The organism is Acinetobacter sp. 1124_18A (assembly GCF_052824995.1).
Genome location: NZ_VTDF01000007.1, coordinates 125861 through 144911, shown reverse-complemented (window position 1 = coordinate 144911; position 19051 = coordinate 125861). Strand labels below are relative to the sequence as shown.

At 37.9% G+C, this 19051-nt stretch carries 21 protein-coding genes and 2 tRNA genes; 7 read left to right on the top strand and 16 right to left on the bottom strand.

Annotated features, from left to right (window positions below):
* Positions 1 to 138: 138 nt before the first annotated feature.
* Positions 139 to 1059, top strand: a complete 921-nt coding sequence (locus FY048_RS14845; protein WP_446091647.1) for a Dyp-type peroxidase — start codon at positions 139 to 141, stop codon at positions 1057 to 1059.
* A gap of 136 nt (positions 1060 to 1195) precedes the next feature.
* Here FY048_RS14845 and FY048_RS14840 read toward each other — a convergent pair whose 3' ends face one another.
* Together FY048_RS14840 and FY048_RS14835 are read right to left on the bottom strand one after the other, a co-directional pair.
* Positions 1196 to 1648: a hypothetical protein gene (locus FY048_RS14840; RefSeq protein WP_446091646.1), complete on the bottom strand. Its 453-nt coding sequence runs from the start codon at positions 1646 to 1648 to the stop codon at positions 1196 to 1198.
* A gap of 89 nt (positions 1649 to 1737) precedes the next feature.
* Positions 1738 to 3435 (bottom strand): NAD-dependent malic enzyme, encoded by a 1698-nt coding sequence (locus FY048_RS14835; RefSeq protein WP_016139586.1) that lies wholly within the window; start codon positions 3433 to 3435, stop codon positions 1738 to 1740.
* Between the two features lie 495 nt (positions 3436 to 3930).
* On the opposite strand from FY048_RS14835, the gene argS reads away from it, so the two are divergent.
* Together argS and FY048_RS14825 are read left to right on the top strand one after the other, a co-directional pair.
* Complete coding sequence (argS, locus tag FY048_RS14830) at positions 3931 to 5721, top strand: arginine--tRNA ligase (RefSeq protein ID WP_446091645.1); 1791 nt, start codon at positions 3931 to 3933, stop codon at positions 5719 to 5721.
* 156 nt (positions 5722 to 5877) lie between these two features.
* The gene (locus FY048_RS14825; protein ID WP_016139588.1) at positions 5878 to 6492 is read left to right on the top strand and encodes an SPOR domain-containing protein; all 615 of its coding nucleotides are present in this window, start codon (positions 5878 to 5880) and stop codon (positions 6490 to 6492) included.
* Positions 6493 to 6532: 40 nt separating this feature from the next.
* On the opposite strand, the gene FY048_RS14820 is transcribed toward FY048_RS14825, so the two are convergent.
* From FY048_RS14820 to guaA, 8 genes are all read right to left on the bottom strand, one after another.
* Positions 6533 to 7201, bottom strand: a complete 669-nt coding sequence (locus tag FY048_RS14820) for a glutathione S-transferase family protein (protein ID WP_446091644.1) — start codon at positions 7199 to 7201, stop codon at positions 6533 to 6535.
* 112 nt (positions 7202 to 7313) lie between these two features.
* Positions 7314 to 7721 carry an OsmC family protein gene (locus FY048_RS14815; protein ID WP_005049058.1) on the bottom strand — a complete coding sequence of 136 codons (408 nt, stop codon included), beginning with the start codon at positions 7719 to 7721 and terminating at the stop codon, positions 7314 to 7316.
* Positions 7718 to 8665: a pirin family protein gene (locus FY048_RS14810; protein WP_446091643.1), complete on the bottom strand. Its 948-nt coding sequence runs from the start codon at positions 8663 to 8665 to the stop codon at positions 7718 to 7720. The genes FY048_RS14815 and FY048_RS14810 overlap by 4 nt, the downstream gene beginning before the upstream one ends.
* 158 nt (positions 8666 to 8823) lie before the next feature.
* A complete protein-coding gene (locus FY048_RS14805; RefSeq protein ID WP_446091642.1) occupies positions 8824 to 9129 on the bottom strand; it encodes a DUF3861 domain-containing protein in 306 nt (101 codons plus the stop codon).
* 21 nt (positions 9130 to 9150) lie between these two features.
* Positions 9151 to 9540, bottom strand: a complete 390-nt coding sequence (locus FY048_RS14800; protein ID WP_446091641.1) for a Fur family transcriptional regulator — start codon at positions 9538 to 9540, stop codon at positions 9151 to 9153.
* 21 nt (positions 9541 to 9561) lie between these two features.
* Positions 9562 to 10089: a PadR family transcriptional regulator gene (locus tag FY048_RS14795; protein ID WP_446091640.1), complete on the bottom strand. Its 528-nt coding sequence runs from the start codon at positions 10087 to 10089 to the stop codon at positions 9562 to 9564.
* Positions 10090 to 10390: 301 nt separating this feature from the next.
* Positions 10391 to 10900, bottom strand: a complete 510-nt coding sequence (locus tag FY048_RS14790) for a DinB family protein (RefSeq protein WP_003655584.1) — start codon at positions 10898 to 10900, stop codon at positions 10391 to 10393.
* Between the two features lie 330 nt (positions 10901 to 11230).
* Positions 11231 to 12799, bottom strand: a complete 1569-nt coding sequence (gene guaA / locus FY048_RS14785) for a glutamine-hydrolyzing GMP synthase (protein WP_005049067.1) — start codon at positions 12797 to 12799, stop codon at positions 11231 to 11233.
* 385 nt (positions 12800 to 13184) lie between these two features.
* Here guaA and FY048_RS14780 point away from each other — a divergent pair, with 385 nt between their 5' ends.
* A complete protein-coding gene (locus FY048_RS14780; RefSeq protein WP_170834095.1) occupies positions 13185 to 14402 on the top strand; it encodes a DUF445 domain-containing protein in 1218 nt (405 codons plus the stop codon).
* A 69-nt stretch (positions 14403 to 14471) separates the two neighbouring features.
* On the opposite strand, the gene FY048_RS14775 is transcribed toward FY048_RS14780, so the two are convergent.
* On the bottom strand, positions 14472 to 14909 hold the full coding sequence (locus tag FY048_RS14775) for a DoxX family protein (RefSeq protein ID WP_003655588.1): 438 nt from the start codon (positions 14907 to 14909) through the stop codon (positions 14472 to 14474).
* Positions 14910 to 15103: 194 nt separating this feature from the next.
* Between FY048_RS14775 and FY048_RS14770 the strand changes: the two genes are divergently transcribed.
* The gene (locus FY048_RS14770; RefSeq protein WP_016139598.1) at positions 15104 to 15751 is read left to right on the top strand and encodes a DedA family protein; all 648 of its coding nucleotides are present in this window, start codon (positions 15104 to 15106) and stop codon (positions 15749 to 15751) included.
* On the opposite strand, the gene FY048_RS14765 is transcribed toward FY048_RS14770, so the two are convergent.
* The 5 genes from FY048_RS14765 to FY048_RS14745 form a co-directional block, all read right to left on the bottom strand.
* A complete protein-coding gene (locus FY048_RS14765; RefSeq protein ID WP_016139599.1) occupies positions 15752 to 16342 on the bottom strand; it encodes a LysE family translocator in 591 nt (196 codons plus the stop codon).
* Positions 16343 to 16556: 214 nt separating this feature from the next.
* Positions 16557 to 16943 (bottom strand): hypothetical protein, encoded by a 387-nt coding sequence (locus tag FY048_RS14760; RefSeq protein ID WP_446091639.1) that lies wholly within the window; start codon positions 16941 to 16943, stop codon positions 16557 to 16559.
* A 10-nt stretch (positions 16944 to 16953) separates the two neighbouring features.
* Entirely contained in the window at positions 16954 to 17796 is an 843-nt protein-coding gene (locus tag FY048_RS14755) for a ParA family protein (protein WP_016139600.1), read from the bottom strand.
* A 76-nt stretch (positions 17797 to 17872) separates the two neighbouring features.
* Complete coding sequence (locus tag FY048_RS14750; protein WP_446091638.1) at positions 17873 to 18265, bottom strand: SirB2 family protein; 393 nt, start codon at positions 18263 to 18265, stop codon at positions 17873 to 17875.
* Between the two features lie 11 nt (positions 18266 to 18276).
* A complete protein-coding gene (locus tag FY048_RS14745; RefSeq protein WP_000051228.1) occupies positions 18277 to 18585 on the bottom strand; it encodes a BolA family protein in 309 nt (102 codons plus the stop codon).
* Between the two features lie 230 nt (positions 18586 to 18815).
* Between FY048_RS14745 and FY048_RS14740 the strand changes: the two genes are divergently transcribed.
* A tRNA-Gly gene (locus tag FY048_RS14740) sits at positions 18816 to 18891 on the top strand.
* Positions 18892 to 18936: 45 nt separating this feature from the next.
* A tRNA-Gly gene (locus FY048_RS14735) sits at positions 18937 to 19012 on the top strand.
* The last annotated feature ends 39 nt before the right edge of the window (positions 19013 to 19051 follow it).

Sequence of the window (19051 nt, the reverse complement as noted above, 5' to 3'; positions counted from 1 at the left end):
GTGGAATTATACTGTTTTATAAAGCTATCTTAGTCAGAATTCAAACAATAAAATCAAGAAATAGACTACTAACAGCTCTTCGCATCAGGCACAATAATTCAAGCTCATACTAAATTATAATTGAGGAGATACCTTCCAATGACTGCTCAATCTGTCATTTTACCATTGCCATCAGATCATGCTCGTTTCATTGTTCTTCGTTTAAAAGACTTATCAATTGATGAATTAAAAAAACAAATTGAAGCTTTATTTGAAGCACGTGACCACCTCATGACTCAGCATTCTGACGCTCAAATTAAAACAGCAGTCGCTTTTGGTCCCGAACTATGGAAACAGCTCTATTCACAAATTCCTGAAGGATTTAAACAGCTTGAGCCAGAACAAGGTGCATTCAATATGCCAGCTGTGCCAGCAGATGTGCTCATTCACATTGCCAGCATGCGTTCTGATATTTGTTTTGCATTAAGCCAAGCATTTTTTGAAGGTATTCAAGATAAAGTCGAAGTTCTTGATGAGCGTGTTTGCTTCCGCTATTTCGATGGTCGAGATATGACAGGCTTTATAGACGGTACGGAAAATCCTCAGTTCCCTGATGACCGTGCAGAAACAGCTCTTCTAGCTGAAGAGGCTGGAGTATTTGCCGATGGCAGTTTTATATTTGCACAGCGCTATGCACACGACTTAGAAAAATGGAAAAAATTGAAAGTTGATGCGCAAGAAAATGTTATGGGCCGCACCAAACTTGAATCTATTGAATTAGATGATGACGTAAAACCAGAAAATGCCCATGTTGCTCGTACTGTTGTTGAGGATGATGAAGGCGAAGAAATGGAAATTCTACGTCATAGCCTTCCTTATGGTGATGGTCGAGGCGATCAGGGCTTATTTTTTATTGCTTATACTAAAGATCTCAGCATTATTGATGCCATGTTAAAGCGTATGTTCGGTACAAGTGGAGATGGTATTCATGACCGCTTATTGCACTTCGTGACCCCACTTGATGGCGCTTATTACTTTGCACCAAGTGAAGAATTGCTAGAAGAAATTCTAGAAGGTTAATTTTTAAAAAAGTAGCTATTATGGTAGCTACTTTTTTTATTTAAAACCAAAGAACAAGAAATAAGTACTTTGACATTTCACAAAGATATTATGCTTTATCTTTATAAATTAATAAAAATCACTCTTAAATATAAACTTAAGGCCCATTCGCATTTCTTATTTCAAGCACTTCATTACAGTCTTTAGAGGTTGAATAAACGAAAATTCTTTTATCTTGATTTTCTAGCAAAATAGCATCTTTATTTTCACCAAAAGCATTTTTAGAAATATCACACTTATAAGCTGACAGTTGAAAGCTCTTTACGACTTCACATTTAGACTCAACAATGTTGTCATTAAAACCATACCATTGCGTAATATTTGGATTTGAACAAGAAATTTGAGCTATTTGATCAGCTTCTTTTGTTTTAATCGTATTCTCTTTCTTTTCACTTACAGGTAAAGCCTCACTTACAGCAGAATTTGATTTATTCGCCTCAGTCTGTACCACACCAGATTCATGATTAGAATCATTTTGCGTTTTATGCGGACCTTTATCACTACAAGCCATTAAAGCGCCTATAAAAATTAAAATATAAATATTCTTCATGAATAAGTTCTCATAATTATGTTTTATTGAAACTGAGACATATTAATAAAAAAGAGGAGCTTAAGCTCCTCTTTTTTATTTTCGCATTCTTAAAAAGGAATACGCTTATATTTGCGGTATTCAGGTTTCCAGAATGATTGATCAATTTTCTGTTTCAACAAATCATCACTAATCGTTACAGCTACACCATCAGCCATAGCTGCTTTCGCAACTTCGAATGCAATAACTCTAGAAACTTGCTGAATTTCGCCTAAAGGTGGCAATAAATCAGCCTGTGGATCTTTAAGCAATGGAGAACAATTTGCTAAAGCACTACTTGATGCCATTAACATATTTTCTGTAACACGCTTAGCACCCGACGCAATCACACCTAAGCCAATGCCTGGGAAAATGTACGAGTTATTACACTGCGAAATATTGTAAAGTTTACCGTGATGATTCACAGGAGCAAACGGGCTACCAGTTGCAATTAATGCTTTTCCTTCAGTCCACTCCACAATATCAGCAGGTACAGCTTCAACACGTGAAGTTGGGTTAGACAATGGCATAACAATTGGACGTTCACAATTTGCAGCTAAAGTCTTAATGATTTCTTCTGTAAACAAGCCAGGCTGACCAGAAACACCAATTAACACTGTAGGCTTAGCATTTTTAACAACATCAAGTAGTGAAATCACTTCTTCAATATTGCCCCACTGGTCAACCACCTCAGCTTTTTGCGCCAACTTACGCTGGAAGTCGAGCAAGTTTGGTTGATTCTCAGTGATCAAACCAAAACGGTCTACCATATAAACGCGAGCACGTGCTTCCGCATCGGTTAAACCTTCAGCAACCATTTGAGCGACAATTTGCTCCGCGATACCACAACCTGCCGAACCTGCACCTAAGAAAGCAATTTTCTGATCTTTTAATTGCTTGCCAGCTGCACGACTCGCAGCAATTAAACTGCCAACCGATACCGCCGCTGTTCCTTGAATATCATCGTTAAAACAGCAAATTTTATCGCGATATTTTTCTAAAAGTGGCATCGCATTTTTTTGTGCGAAATCTTCAAACTGAATTAGTGCTTTTGGCCAACGACGCTTCACAGCATCAATCACCATATCTACAAATGCGTAATATTCATCACCACTAATACGTGGCTGACGCCAACCCATATAGATCGGATCATTTAACAGTTGTGTGTTATTCGTACCTACATCAATTGTGATTGGCAATGTATAGGCTGGGCTAATTCCACCACAAGCCGTGTAAAGCGAAAGTTTCCCAATAGGAATCCCCATTCCGCCAATACCTTGGTCACCAAGACCTAAAATACGTTCACCATCAGTGATCACGATGACTTTTACATTATTTTTATTTACGTTCTGCAAAATATCATCAATCACATCACGATCTGGATATGAAATAAAAACACCACGATGACGACGATAGATATCAGAGAAACGCTGACATGCTTCACCCACAGTTGGGGTGTAAATAATCGGCATCATTTCTTCAAGATGATTTTCGATTAAATGATAAAACAAAGTTTCATTGGTATCTTGGATATTACGCAGATAGATATGTCGATTGATATCATCAGTGAAAGCGCAATATTGCTGATAAGAGCGCTGGCTCTGCTCTTCAATAGTTTCAATAATATGGGGGAGTAAACCGTGTAAGTTAAAGTTACTTCTTTCTTCTTCAGTGAAAGCCGAACCTTTATTTAAAAGTGGTAACTCTAAAAGTGTAAAACCTGCATATGGAATATAAAGGGGATGTTTACTTGGGTGTCCTGATATCATTGCCTATCTCATTTTCCAGCTTAGAGTAGAGAAAAACACGTTTTGTATGGTCTCTAAAACTCTTTGTGTATATAAGCTTAAGGCTATTTTCATCGAAATAGGTATTTTAAACTGTGATGTTAAAATTAAAGACTATTTAGTTAATACATATATAAAAATAAATAATAAATATCAATATCTTAATAATTTTATATTTTTAAAAAATCTTTTCTTATCTTAAATTTTAAAGCCCAAACCATATATTTTAATACTACTATATATTTCCATAGGAAATAATAGTGATTTTACTACCTAATTTTCTGATCAAAAATCTCCAGAAGGCTTGTATTTGTTTGTCTTTAGAATAGTGAAGCAATCCACTCCATAATATTCATTTAAGAAATAATCCCCAGTAAGTTGCACAAAAAGAATTACTGGAATATTAAATCCACTCCCCTAACGCATAGGAAATTTGCTATATTTGACGTTTTTCTGCGACATCTATTTTCGATTGATATGAATACGGCAATACAAGCAGCTCTCGACCATGCAGTGCAAAATCTTCAACAAGAAGGCGTGCTTCCTTCCGACTGGAATAACACAAGCAACTTAACGCGCACCAAAGACCGAAGCCATGGCGACTTTGCTTCTAATATTGCCATGATCGGCTCGAAAGCTGCTGGTATGAAACCACGCGATTTAGCTGAGAAAGTTCTAGCTGCATTACCAGAAGTAGCAGATATCAGCAAAGCTGAAATCGCAGGCCCTGGTTTTATTAACTTCTTTTTAAATGCAGATCAGCGCTTTGCTATTCTTGACCAAATTCAAGCACAAAAAGAATTTTTTGGTCGCAGTCAGGCAAATGCAGCGAAAAAGATCCAAGTCGAATTTGTTTCTGCAAACCCAACGTCTAGCCTACATGTAGGTCATGGCCGTGGCGCTGCATATGGTATGACTGTTGCCAAATTACTTGAAGCAACTGGCGCTAAAGTTGACCGCGAATACTATGTAAATGATGCTGGTCGTCAAATGGATATTTTGGCGACTTCTACTTATTTACGTTATTTAGAATTACTTGGTCAAGGCCTTGTATTTCCTAAAAATGCTTATCAAGGCGATTACGTTAAAGAAATAGCACAGACTATTATTGATAAAGATGGCGATGCATACCTTCGTGAAGTGGCTGATGTCTACAAAGATGTACCAGAAGACGTGCAATATGCAGAAGAACTAGATAGCGATGGCAATAAAGTTGTTTTGTCTGGCGACAAAGAAAAACATATTGATGGCCTTATTGCGAATTCACAACAATTACTAGGTGAAGGCTACCGCGTATTCCACCAAGCAGCTCTTCATGCCATTTTAGATGATATTAAAGATGACCTTGCTGACTTCGGTGTAACCTTCAATCAATGGTTTAGTGAAGCATCTCTTAGTGCAAAAATTGATGAAGCTTTAGAAACACTTGATCAACGTGGTTTCCTTTATGAAAAAGATGGCAACATCTGGTTTAAATCGACTGAATTTGGCGATGAAAAAGACCGTGTTGTTAAACGTCGTAATGGCCAAACTACATATTTTGCATCAGACATTGCATACCACTTAAATAAATTACAACGTGGTTATACCGACCTAATCGATATTTGGGGTTCTGACCACCACGGCTATATTTCTCGCGTAAAAGCAGCAATTGATGCGATGGGTTACGACTCTAAAAAATTAACTGTACTTTTGGTTCAGTTCGTAAGTTTATGGCGTGGCGGCGAGATGGTTCAAATGTCATCTCGTTCAGGCCAGTTCGTGACTTTACGTGACTTACGCACAGAAGTAGGTAATGACGCCGCTCGTTTCTACTACGTGATGCGCAAGAGTGAACAACACATTGACTTTGACCTTGACCTTGCTGTTTCACAAAGTAAAGACAATGCTGTGTATTACATCCAATATGCACATGCACGTATTTGCCGTATGTTAGAAAAAGCGCTCAGCACAGGCTTACAATTCGATGTAAATGCTGCACGTACACATACCACTCGCCTATCTCTTGATGCTGAAACTGAGATTCTTGCTAAATTAGCAGCTTATCCAGACGCAGTATTAAGAGCTGCAAATGCATATGAACCACATCAGGTCGGCAACTACCTAAAAGAGTTAGCTGCCTTGTTCCACGCTTGGTACAATGAACATAAAGTATTAAGCGATGATGCTGAGCTTACACAAGCACGTTTATTACTTTCAATCAATGTACAACAAGTGTTGCGCAATGGTTTAGAATTGCTTGGCGTATCTGCACCAGAATCTATGTAAAAAATTATATTGCATGGCAGTAAAATAAAGGTCATGCAACATATAGTAAGCAGTGGTTTGTAGAGTTAAAATAGCTAATACGAACCACTGTTTCGGCATCGTAATACGAGAATCAAACTCGAATTAAAACAATCAAAATACAGAGGAATAATCCACGTGTTTGGCAAAACGCAACGCGGTGTATCTGAAAGACCTAATAAGCCTAAAAAACCCCTAATTCCCAAGTGGTTAGGGACACTTGTCGCTATTTTGGCGGTCTTATGTATCGCTGTAATGCTTATGCTTTGGAAACCTTGGCAACCTGTTCCTGCAAAAAATCAGATTACTTCTGAACACTATCAAGAAGAAGACACAAATAAAGACTATCGTTTCTACGATCTATTACCCCAACAGCAAGTCACACCTATTCCGGAACAAGCGATTCCTGAAAGCAAAAATCAAGGTACGGCCATGATTGTTGAGGCACCAAGTGCAGCTCAACCAGCAGCTTCAGAAAGTGCAGGAATTGATGACAATCAAGCAGCTGCAACTCCTCAGCAACCTACTTATATTTTACAGGTTCGCAGCTATAATGACCCAGATCAGGCTGATGCTCGCCGTGCAGAAATCATTTTAAATGGCTTATCTGCAGATGTAGTTAAGAATACTGAAAATGGAAAAATATGGTACCGTGTCATTTCAGGACCTTATGACTCCCAAGATGCTGCATTGGCTGCTCAACAGACCTTACAACATAGCGGCATTGATTCTATCGTGATCAAACGCAAGTAAACTGCAAATAAAAAAGGAACAAGTGATTGTTCCTTTTCTTTTATATATCAGCACAATTCCTTTCATTAGAACCCATTCCCTTTTGTTTCGCCTTCTGAAACGCGGGTCTTTGCTGAATACGATGTAAAAAAGCCTGAATATTAGGGTATTTCCCCTGCAAACGTGATTGCAAAGCTTCCAGTGGGAAACTCATCTGAATATCAGCAAACGAAAAATCACCTGCGAAATATTCATGCTCTGCCAAATAGTTTTCTAAAAAACTAATATGATCTTTCATACGTGGGCGGACAAAATTTGCCTTCACCCCTTCCGTGATTTTTTTTGCTACTGGTTGAATTAACCATGGCACATGCTTATTTACACTATTCATGACCAGAGTCATAACCAATAAAGGCATAAGTGAACCTTCTGCATAGTGCATCCAGTAAATATACTGCTGTAAATCTTGCGGCTGTTTAGGTTTAAATTGTTGCTTCTGATCGTAACGCTGTTGTAGATATTCCAAAATCACAGCAGATTCTGCGATGACTTGGTCATCATCTGTCAAAATTGGAGCTTTACCTAAAGGATGAATACATTTCAATGTTTCTGGAGCGGAATAGTTAGGTAAGCGTTGATAATAATGAATATCATAATCTAAGCCTAATTCTTCTAAAGCCCATAAAATTCGAAACGATCGCGAACATTCCAGGTGGTGTACACTAATCATGTTATTGCCTGCTTTTATTTTTCTTTTTACATAAAAAACAGCATGTGAACATGCTGTTTTATTCCATTTGTGGAATGGATATAAAATCATCCACCTCAACAAAATAGCATTTTTAAACTGTAACAAGCACAGTATGAATGTCTAAACTACGTAACAAAGTTTTAGTGACTGGCGTTTTACCACAGACCGTTAAGATTTTTTGCTGAAGTTCTTCATCTGGTAAGTCTTTAAAAACAATACGACGTTCTATATGTTCTTCATGCTCTCTATTGGTATGAAAATCAATTTCAACCGAGAACTCACCAAAATCATAACCTTTATGCTTCGCATACATTCTTAAAGTAATGAGCGTACACGCGGCTAAACTTCCAGTGAGCAAATCATAAGGTGCTGGGCCTTGGTCTTGCCCTTCAAGCTTTTCAGGCTCATCACAAAAATATTGATGACGACCACTGGTGATTTCGCCCTTCCATTGCTCAGCAAGAGGCTTTGCTTTACTACTTGCGATTACTGCTGTCATTTTGATGCTCTCATTTGATCTGGAAGAACAGGGGCTTCTAAACGTGCACCAACATAATCTGGAATTTCACCAAAACGAGCATCATGGTTAATCCATTGCTCACGCGCTTCTTTTAAATCATCCATAGTACGTGCAACAAAATTCCACCAGAGTAAAATTGGCGTTTCAAAAGGTTCACCGCCAATCAAAAGAATACGATTGCCTTTTTTTACTTCAATCTCAATTTCACTCAGTCCAGTATCTAATACAACCATGTTATCAGCAGTTAACTCATGACCATTCACATGGGCACTACCCTCTAATGCCATAAAACCATATTCATAATTAGGATTTAATGGAATACGAGTTTTAGTATCTTCAGTAGCAATTACATCGACACCAACTAACGGCGTATGTACCACTACTGGAGAAGTAGTTGCCAAATATTCACCCACAAGAACAGTAAATTCTAGACCATCTTTTTCAACAACAGGTAACTCTGGGTAATGTTCAAATTTCGGATCCATATTGCGCTTTTGATCTGGTAAAGCAATCCAAAGCTGAGCAGCATGCATCTGAGTTTCAGTATCAGGTGCAACTTCTGTATGTGAAATGCCATGACCTGCCGTCATCAAATTAACTTGCTTAGGACGAATCAGTTGTTTTGAACCTAAGCTATCAGTATGCATCATGGTTCCTTCAATCATCCAAGTGAAGGTTTGCAAACCAATATGAGGATGAGGACCCACATCTAGACCATCACCCGCTGGAAAAGACACTGGGCCCGCATGGTCTAGAAAACACCACGCACCAATCATTCGCTTTTGTCGGCTAGGTAAAGCCCGCTTAATGACTGTCCCCTGTCCAATTTCAGCAGAGCGAATTGGAAATTCCTGAAGAAACTGATTGGCAAATTTCTCGCAATCCTTTGAATCAGAAATATCGTAATCATTATTATTGCTCATGATATTACTCTCTTTTACCTATGCTTTTGCAATGAGTTGTTTTACTGATCTTAACAATACACTCATTATTCAATATAGTCTTTTAGTAATACACAGGGTGTTATGAATGAGACAATAATTTTTTAATTATAGAAAAATCAAGGATGCATGAAAAATACTTAAGAGGATTGATCTTTAGCGATCTGTTTTAGGTTTTTCATAAATTGCCCAAAATGTGGGAAAAATTCTTGAAATAGAGGATGATCTCGATTTTCCAACATAACCTCGCTAAAAAGTTTTAACCCAACTCCAAAAGATTTTGTAGTTTCATCATTAAAAAAATCTGCTTTTTTTAAGCGCTCAACAATTTCAAAGATATCGTCATGATTTCCTGTGTAGAACTCAAGACGTTCTGTATAGGTAGAGGCTTCTCCTTTGGCATTTTTTAAATGTTGTACCGTAACGTGATATTGATGTTGCTTCATATATAAATTCTCTATTTAAAATTAATGACTTTGAATAATTTCAACCTGTTTAAGGCCGACTTGAAATTGTGTAAATACTGATTGTAAAGATGCTAAAAATTCCTCTTGCTTAGCGACCGTTAATTCTGTGCAGCGAATTTGCAATAATTGATTATTCTCGACTGTTGGCAAATTAAATTTAGCTTGATCCCGTTGTGGCTGACGATTTGAAACTAAACCCGCTCCGACTAAGTCGTTCACTACCCGATAAACTGTGGCTAAACTTAATTTCTGTTTTTGGACATATAACTTTTGGTAAATCTGTTTAACAGTCAGATCTTCTGCTTGCTGCTGAATTAAAGACAAAACAGCAAGTCTTGGATGAGTGACTTTTAGGCCCGCTTCTTTGATTTTATGCTGTAGCTCTAACATTCCACTTCCCCACTTCCCCACTTATAATCGTCCAATCGCAACCGCAGCTTGATCAATTTTTTCGGCAATTTGATAAATCTGCTCTTGTTGTAAACCTGTCGAGTTCAACTTCAAACGCAAGGCAGTTTTTAGGTTTTCCATTGCACGATGAATTTCGATTAATTCATCATTACTGTGAATTTCCCGTCTTAAGCGTAATTTTTCTAATAACTCTATTAACTTGTCTTGTTGCTCAGTTAAGTAAGCTTCGCCGATTTCAGTGATTTGATATTGCTTACGCTCTATGTCTAGCAAATTAATCAAATTCATTTCTTCAAGACTGGTTAACGTTGGATAAATTGTTCCAGCACTCGGCGTATAGCCATCGCCTACCAAATCACTTATTTCTTTAATAATTTCATAACCATGCTTAGGGCTTTGTTGAATAAGATGAAGCACCAAAAGTTTCATTCTGCCCGCTTCAAAAAGTCTCCCGCGGCGTCCTGAACGGTGATGGTCACCATGATGTTCGTGGTATTCAGCATGATGATGTTCTGATTTTTTTTTCATCTTTAAAAACTCAAAGTGATCAATTTATAATTTCTAAGATATATCTTAATATATCTTTTATCAAGTATAAGTAATAAGAATAGATTTATCATTTTGATAATTATTAAAATTAATTTTGATCCTTAAAAGTTAAGTAATAAAAAAAAGAGTGCTCAAGCACTCCATCTACTAGCAATACGCAACAAATATATTTATAAAACAACCAAATTATTTCACATGCCACCTTTGTTCTTTTAAAGCTCTGGTAAAGAAATAACTATATTAAAAATAATAATTTTAAATTCATATATTAACCATTATGTTAAATGTGATGATTTTCTTCGATTAGCATATATACCAAATCAAGCTCAGGACAATCATATCCCATTGAGGTTAGAGCTGCGGTGACTTGCCCCCTGTGATGAGTTCCGTGATTAAAAACATGTAATAGTGTTTCAGCATATGGCAGGCTCATCTCTTTACCAGTAGATGTTTTGTACTGTAGATCGTATTTAAATTTTTCAATATCAACACATTTTAAAAAATTTATCCAATTACAAGCCTTATCCTCTAACTGAAATATCAACTTGTCTTTATCATTCTCTATGATAGTATTTAGCTTTAATATCGGTGAAGGTTTAGCTAAAAAACGAGGAAACCAAAGATAGTGTTCGCCAACAAGTAAATGATTTAAAGTTCCGGCGATACTTTTGAAATAAAGTCCACAATCAGCATTGAAGTCGTCATTAGAAACATTCCTCAAAACCTGATTTAATTTTTGAGTAGACCAAACGTTGTATCGAGCTAATAATTCAAACGTTTTTAAATCCATTTATAAAGAACCGGTTATTAATTTGTCTAAAATTAACATAACACGGCTTATAAGAAATGAAGTTAACGTCTTTAGCAAAAAATCAAATATTTAAAACTTTCACTTCATTGTAAAACAGCAAAAAGCCGACTTTTCCAAGTCGGCTTTTTATTAATCTATTCTAGAAATACCACACTGCCGTAGGCATCTTGCACTTCACTTAAAACAATGTTTTAAGTTCGTTCATGTCATAAATTTAGCTAAAAGCTACTGCTTTTAGAAAACCCTCTGCCGCGAGCATAGCTCTTGGCGTAAAATCGGCAAAATGCATTGCATTTTGAAACTCCGATTTTACTCCCATTCAATTGTTGCTGGTGGTTTAGATGACACGTCGTATACAACACGTGATACATCTTTAATTTCATTCATAATACGCGTTGAGATTTTATCAACCAATTCGTATGGTAAATGTGCAAAACGAGCTGTCATAAAGTCAACTGTTTCAACTGCGCGAAGTGCAATCACCCATGCATAACGACGACCATCACCTACTACACCAACTGACTTAACAGGTTGGAACACAGCAAATGCTTGAGCTGTTTTGTCATACCAACCACTGTCGCGAAGCTCTTGCATAAAGATGTCATCAGCAAGACGAAGAATATCTGCATATTCTTTTTTCACTTCACCCAAAATACGAACACCTAAACCTGGTCCTGGGAATGGGTGACGGTAAATCATGCTGTGTGGCAAGCCAAGTGTTGTACCTAATTTACGTACTTCATCTTTAAACAAGTCACGTAAAGGTTCAACCAATTCAAATTCTAAATCTTCTGGTAAGCCACCCACATTATGGTGAGATTTAATAACGTGTGCTTTACCTTGTTTGCTTGCAGCAGATTCGATCACGTCTGGGTAAATCGTACCTTGTGCCAAGAATTTCACGCCATCAAGTTTACGTGCTTCTTCAGCAAAAACTTCAATAAACTCACGACCAATGATTTTACGTTTTTTCTCTGGATCAACTTCACCAGCTAATGCAGTTAAGAAACGCTCTTCAGCATCTGCACGAATTACACGGATACCCATGTTTTCAGCAAACATTTGCATTACTTGATCGCCTTCGTTTAAACGAAGTAAACCGTTATCAACAAATACACATGTTAACTGGTCGCCAATTGCTTTGTGTAAAAGCGCAGCAACTACAGATGAGTCAACACCACCAGAAAGACCTAAAAGAACTTTTTCATCACCAATTTGCTTACGTAACTGTTCTACACGTAAATCAATGATGTGTTCAGGTGTCCAAAGGCCACCACATCCACAAATTTTATGAACAAAATTTGCAAGTAATTCTTCACCTTTTGCCGTGTGCGTTACTTCTGGGTGGAATTGCACACCATAGAAACGGCGTGTTTCGTCACTTACAGCAGCAACTGGACAACTTGGCGTGCTTGCAGTAATGCTAAAACCTTCTGGAATCTGGCTCACTTTGTCGCCATGGCTCATCCAGACATGAAGTTGGTCTTCACGGTCTTGTAGGTTGCCAATCAGTTGGTCGCGTTTAACGATATCAACTTCGGCATAACCAAACTCATGTACAGTACCCGGCTCAACTTTACCGCCTAACTGTTCAGACATGGTTTGCAAACCATAGCAAATACCCAATACTGGAACACCCAACTCAAACACCACTTGCGGTGCACGTGGGCTGCCTTCTTCATGCACACTCTCAGGTCCACCTGACAAAATAATGCCATTTGGCTTAAAAGCGCGAATGTCTTCTTCAGACATATCAAAAGCATACATTTCAGAGTAAACACCGGCTTCACGTACACGACGTGCAATGAGCTGGCTATATTGAGAGCCGAAATCCAGAATCAGGATACGATCTTCAGTAATTTGAGTATTGGTAGTCATGACAAACCACTAAATGGCAAAAGAATTAAGCGCGCCATTTTAACATTTTTCACGCTTCGGCGCACCGCAAATCATCATATATCTTATTTTTTTCATTTCTGAATCATTTCTATAGCTAGATTCTGTGACAGAAATTAATATTTAGTTATATTTATCAACACTCTGAGTTAATCTTGTAAACTTCACACGTATTGATAAATTCATCACATTCTATGCAGCATCACCATGAATTTGATGTTAAGATGACCCAATAAAACAGGCATTACCATGGAAAGGTAAATACCATAAGCGATATTTGTCTGTGTTTAAACAATTATCCATTTTTATGGCTTGTTGCCCCCTATCAAAATCAATAGAAATCCAAGGAACAACAATGCTTCAAACTATGATTGCAGATTTCCAGCAACATTTTTGGTTGTATATCTCTATTCCTTTTATGAGTGGTTTAATTGGCTACATCACCAAAGTGATTGCCATTCAAATGATGTTTTCGCCACTTGAATTTAAAGGCATTAAACCATTTCTAGGTTGGCAAGGCATCGTGCCACGCAAAGCCGAGAAAATGGCAACAATTGCTGTTGAACTGATGACAGCCAAACTCATTAAACCTGAAGAAATTTTTGCCCGCCTAGATCCAAAACGTATTGCTAAAGAAATAGAAAAACCATTGCTGGCCGCAGCTGAAGATATTACCCGTGACGTTGCGCAAGAATATCAGCCTGGGTTATGGGAAGGCATGCCAGAGTTTGCGCGTCAAAGACTGATTCGCCGTGTGCAATCAAAAGCACCTGAGATTGTTGAACATATCATGGGTGAAGTACAACGTGATGTGAACCGATATTTTGATATTAAACATCTGGTTATTAGCAACTTGCTTAAAGATAAACGCCTACTCAACAACATTTTTAAACGAGTGGGCAAACAAGAATTTAAATTTTTCAGTAATGTCGGATTTTTCTTCGGTTTTGGTATTGGTGTGATCCAAATGTTTTGCTGGATCGTCACGCAAGGAAAATACCCGTGGATGCTTCCAATGTTTGGCGGCTTTGTGGGTTTTTTCAGTGACTGGATTGCACTGCAAATGATGTTTAGACCTCTTTATCCTAAAAAAATATTTGGTTATACATGGCAAGGTTTATTTATCAAACGTCAAAATGAAGTTGCAGCTGACTATGCTGCGCTCATTTCTAAACAGCTTCTGACTTCACGTCATATGATGGAAGAATTATTTTCTGGTACACATTCTGATCGTGTTATTGATCTGGTTAACCGTCATGTAAAACAAGAAATTGATATGCAAGCTGGTGTTATTCGCCCATTGGTTGTATATGCAATTGGCGGAGAAAAATATCAGAATATGAAATCGCAAGTTGCTGAACGCATTATGCAACGGCTTCCAGAGACTATGAAATACGTAGAGTCTTATGCAGAAGATGCCATGAATATTCGTAGTACTTTAATTGAACGCATGCAGAAATTAACGCCTTCTGAATTTGAAGGCATGTTACGCCCTGCATTTAAAGAAGATGAGTGGGCACTCATTGCAGTTGGTGCAGTACTTGGTTTTGTTGTCGGGGAATTACAAATTCAGTTCATGCTCTAATTTTCAAATCATAGAAATAAAAAAAACCGGATGAATTGATCATCCGGTTTTTTATTGTTGTCTTAAATATTACTTCTCGATTGCATGATCCAGACTAATACGGCCAGCACCATGAAGCATCAAGAAGAATAAACCACCTGCCATTGCAAGGTTTTTCATAAAATGAATGCCATTGTTATATTGCGCCGCTGCATCAGCACCACCTTGGTGGAATAAAAATGCAGTAAGAATACTAAAGATCCCAAGCCCAAAAGCCGCAAAGCGTGCTTGAAAACCAAATAACAAGGCTAAACCACCACCGAACTCAACCAAGATAACTAAAGGAAGAATTCCAGCTGGAACCCCCATTGCTTCCATATATCCAGCAGTTGCTGCATAACCGGTAATTTTCCCCCAACCAGCAACAAGGAAGATATAGGCGATAAGAAGACGCGCAACAAGGCTAATGAAACTGTCTGCGCCTGATTGCGTTACGATATTTTTGACCACTACATTTGGATTAAACATATTGCCACCTTTATTTAAATGCTTATTTATTGATGAGCTCATTCTAGGTTTGGGACATTGATAATTAAATACTCAAAATCCATATATATCGTTGCATAAACGAGATGATCAATTTGTATTTTTTTGATGTTTTATACTGACTTTCTATAGGCTCACTGCTAGGATTTGAGCACGGTTTACCACTTGCTCTTATCATGGAACTTCTTGATTTTATTCTACACGTTGATCAACATCTCGCCGAATTTATTATAAATTATGGGACGTGGATTTATGGCATTCTATTTTTAATTATTTTTGTTGAAACCGGTTTAGTGGTTATGCCGTTCTTACCGGGAGATAGTTTGCTATTTGCAGCTGGTGCTTTAGCCGCGTCTACAGGTGCGATGGATCCATGGGTACTGGGCACTCTACTCTTCATTGCTGCCGTTTTAGGTGACACGGTAAACTACCATATTGGACGTTTTATCGGTCCACGTGTGTTTGAAATGAATTCCCGATTCATTAATAAACAGCACTTAGTTAAAACTCAAGAATTCTTTGCGCGCCATGGTGGAAAAACCATTATCTTTGCGCGTTTTGTTCCATTTGCCCGTACCTTTGCACCCTTTGTTGCTGGGGCTGGTAGCATGAACTATAAGTTCTTCCTAACTTATAATTTGATTGGAGCACTCTGTTGGGTCGCTTCTTTTGTAACTTTAGGCTACCTATTTGGAAATATGCCAATCGTTAAAGATAACTTTACCCACCTTATTTTCGGCATCATTATTATTAGCGTATTACCAGGCATCATCGGATTTATACGTGAAAAGCTCAAAAACCGAAAAGCCAATGTTCGAGACTAATTAAAAGAAACGGAAAACCACCGGAAGCATACATAAAATGAGTAACATGGCCGATCCTTTATATAAATGATCGGCTTTTATTTTTTTAATTGGTCCCGCTAGCAATGCCCGTCCAAAAATCATCCAGAAGCTTGCCGCCGGAATTAGGATTAATGTAAAAACACCAAATACCATAAGAAAATTTTCAGGTGAATTCCATGCTTCAGCAGGAAAGATACCCGCTGCAAACAGCAAAGCTTTAGGATTTTTTAAGGTAGATAAGAATAATTGACGAGGGCGAATATTGCGATGACTTTGACTGAACTGTTGTAAATGCGTGTTCTTCCATAAATGAAAAGCAAGCCAGAATACATAGAACACACTCGTAATATGCAAAATGAGCAGTAGTGCCGGCCAAATTGGAGCAGCCAAATGAATAAATACAGCCCAAAAGCTAATACCGTAGGCATAGCCTAACCATTCCATTGGAATAAGCCAGAATGCTTTAGATAAACCTTGAGAATGAGCAGCGGTTGCAAGTAAAGCATTTGTCGGCCCCGGAATGAGCAAAACAGCCAACATTGCCAATACAAAAAACCAACTCTCAATCATAAAATTTCCACAACATCAAAGATGGGGCCACCTTAAACGAAATAGGCAAAATATAGCAAGTTTGTGAGGGCTTTTGATTATAGAAAATACAAGATTTATTAAGCTTTAAAATTTAAAATGTATTGATTTATATTAATTTTATTATGAAACATTTTGCTAAACTTTATTCATCACAATATGCCTTAATTAGCATATTGTGATGCAAAATCGACTATTAACTGATCCTTTTTCGAACAATAATTGGGCAATTCTTAAACTGAGCAGCCTGAACTATTGCTTCTTGCTGACCTAAAACACGTGAAAGTTCGGTATTCTTTGTTGAAGAAGATTGTCCCATATTTACAGAGATAGATGGACCGAATCCCCAACCGCCTCGTCCCCAGCCACCGCCGAGTCCAAGTCCAACACCCATACCGGTACTTTTCGGAGTTTGGACACCATTGTCGATATATTGTTGGATACGGTTATATTCACTTTGTAGCTGTTGACAGCCCAAAGATTGATATTGAGTCGGAGACACGTAAGTCGGTTTTACCGTCGTAGCACAAGCGCCGAGTAATAAAGTGGCTGCCACCAAAGGCGCAATATATAAGCCTTTCATCATTTTTCTCTTATCGTTTTGGCTCAATTTCACCAAACAATGTCTCATAAGCTTGAGTCAATTTATGTTCTGGTGCCAAATGAGCCAAAGGTAAATTTTTCTGATGCGATTCTTTCATTAAAACCGAAGGCGGTAACATGCTATTAAGTACAGGCAACCCTTCATCTTTCAACTGCTGAACCACTTCCCGAGGTAATTTTGCTTGAGCTTGAAATTGGTTGACGACAATTCCTTCAATTTCCAAGCGATCATTATGATCATCTTGCGTTTCGAGAACATTTTCAATCAATGTTTGTAACGCACGCTTTGAAAAGACATCACAATCGAAGGGAATTAAGACTTTATCTGCTGCTATGAGTGCCGATAAAGTAAAAAAGTTAAATGCAGGTGGTGTATCTATATAGATACGATCATATCGTCCAATTAAGTTTTGAATTGAATCACGTAATTTATAAATTTTATGTTTACTTTCAAGTGCATGTTCAAGAGCACCAAGTGTTGGGCTAGCAGGAAGCACATCTAATTTTGCAAAAGGAGTTGAGTGTACAAAGCTATCAATATCTTTATTTCGTGGGGCTTTTAAAATCGAACCTAATGCATTGCCGATTAAACTCTTTTGTTGATTGTTTCCCAACACATCATCAAAGAAATTTTCGATATTGGGTTCTAAAATTGATTTTTCAGCAGAATAAGTTGCGTCATCCCCTAAAAGATACTGACTAGAGTTGGCTTGAGGATCAAGATCGATGACCAATGTCCTGAAGCCATGTTTGGCACTAATTGCGGCCAAATTTACAGTAATACTTGATTTCCCTACACCGCCTTTTTGGTTAAACACCACACGAGTTAACATGTTTCCCTCTGCATATTTTTTTACTGTACGCAGTTTAACCTAGAGCTTAAGCAAAAAGGCAAAGAATGTAGAACAATTAAGCAAAAACAGGCTTCATAATCACTAAAATAATAATAGCAATAAATGCGATAGCGCTAATCATTAAACCAGCCCTACGCTGTGCCAATGAAAGAGTGTCATCTTTTTTAAAGGCTTTCATCAGAGAAGATAACAAGACTAAAAATAGAATAATTTTAGCGTAAAACCACGGCTCTACCTGAAAGTCTTTCATGACCAATAAAATTGCGCCAGTAATAAAAACTACGGTAAATGATAGATGCTGTAAGGCAACTAATATTTTGCGTCCCGCCGGATTTGGTTGCTCCCCTTGCACGCCCACGAACAAAGTTGAAGCGCGTAAGACAAAAACCATAAGTGCGGCAGCCACCGCAGTCATATGAATAATTTTAGTGAGTAAATGTGCATCCATGAAATTAGCCCTTAGCTTTTAGGTGCATGTGCACATTCTGGGCTAGCAGGTGCCTGACCTTGCCACTCACTTGGTAAATAAGCATGAATTGCTAAAGCGTGAATTTGACCTGGATTCATTAAGTCTGAAGCTAAGGCATAAACTTTTTGATGACGTTGAACCAAACGCAACCCGTTAAATTCTTCACTCACTACAATCACTTTAAAATGTGACTCTTTACCTGGGAAATAACCTCCATGTCCGGCAGACTCATTGATAACTTCCAAATGGCTGGGTGCAAGGGTTTGTAACCGTTCAATCAATTGTTGTTCAAGGCTCATAGCTTTTCCTTTTACGATTATTCGTATATTTGCACCTAGTATACCCTGTCTACACACAAACAAAAGTTGCTCTTGTACGCTTTGGCTTCAAACAAAATGTCTATTTATTCGGCAACTTAACGATAAAAATACATCTAAATACTCATTTCTGATTTTATTTTATGCAATCAGCATATTTATTTGCATAAAGTTGTTGACCCATGTTTCGCTTAATGTATTATAAGCGGCACGCGGGAATAGCTCAGTTGGTAGAGCATAACCTTGCCAAGGTTGGGGTCGCGAGTTCGAGTCTCGTTTCCCGCTCCAAATTGGTTTTTTTTGAGAAAGTTTTCGTAAAAACTGCTTATATATGCGGGAATAGCTCAGTTGGTAGAGCATAACCTTGCCAAGGTTGGGGTCGCGAGTTCGAGTCTCGTTTCCCGCTCCAAATTTAAAAAGCCCTAGTCGAAAGACTGGGGCTTTTTTC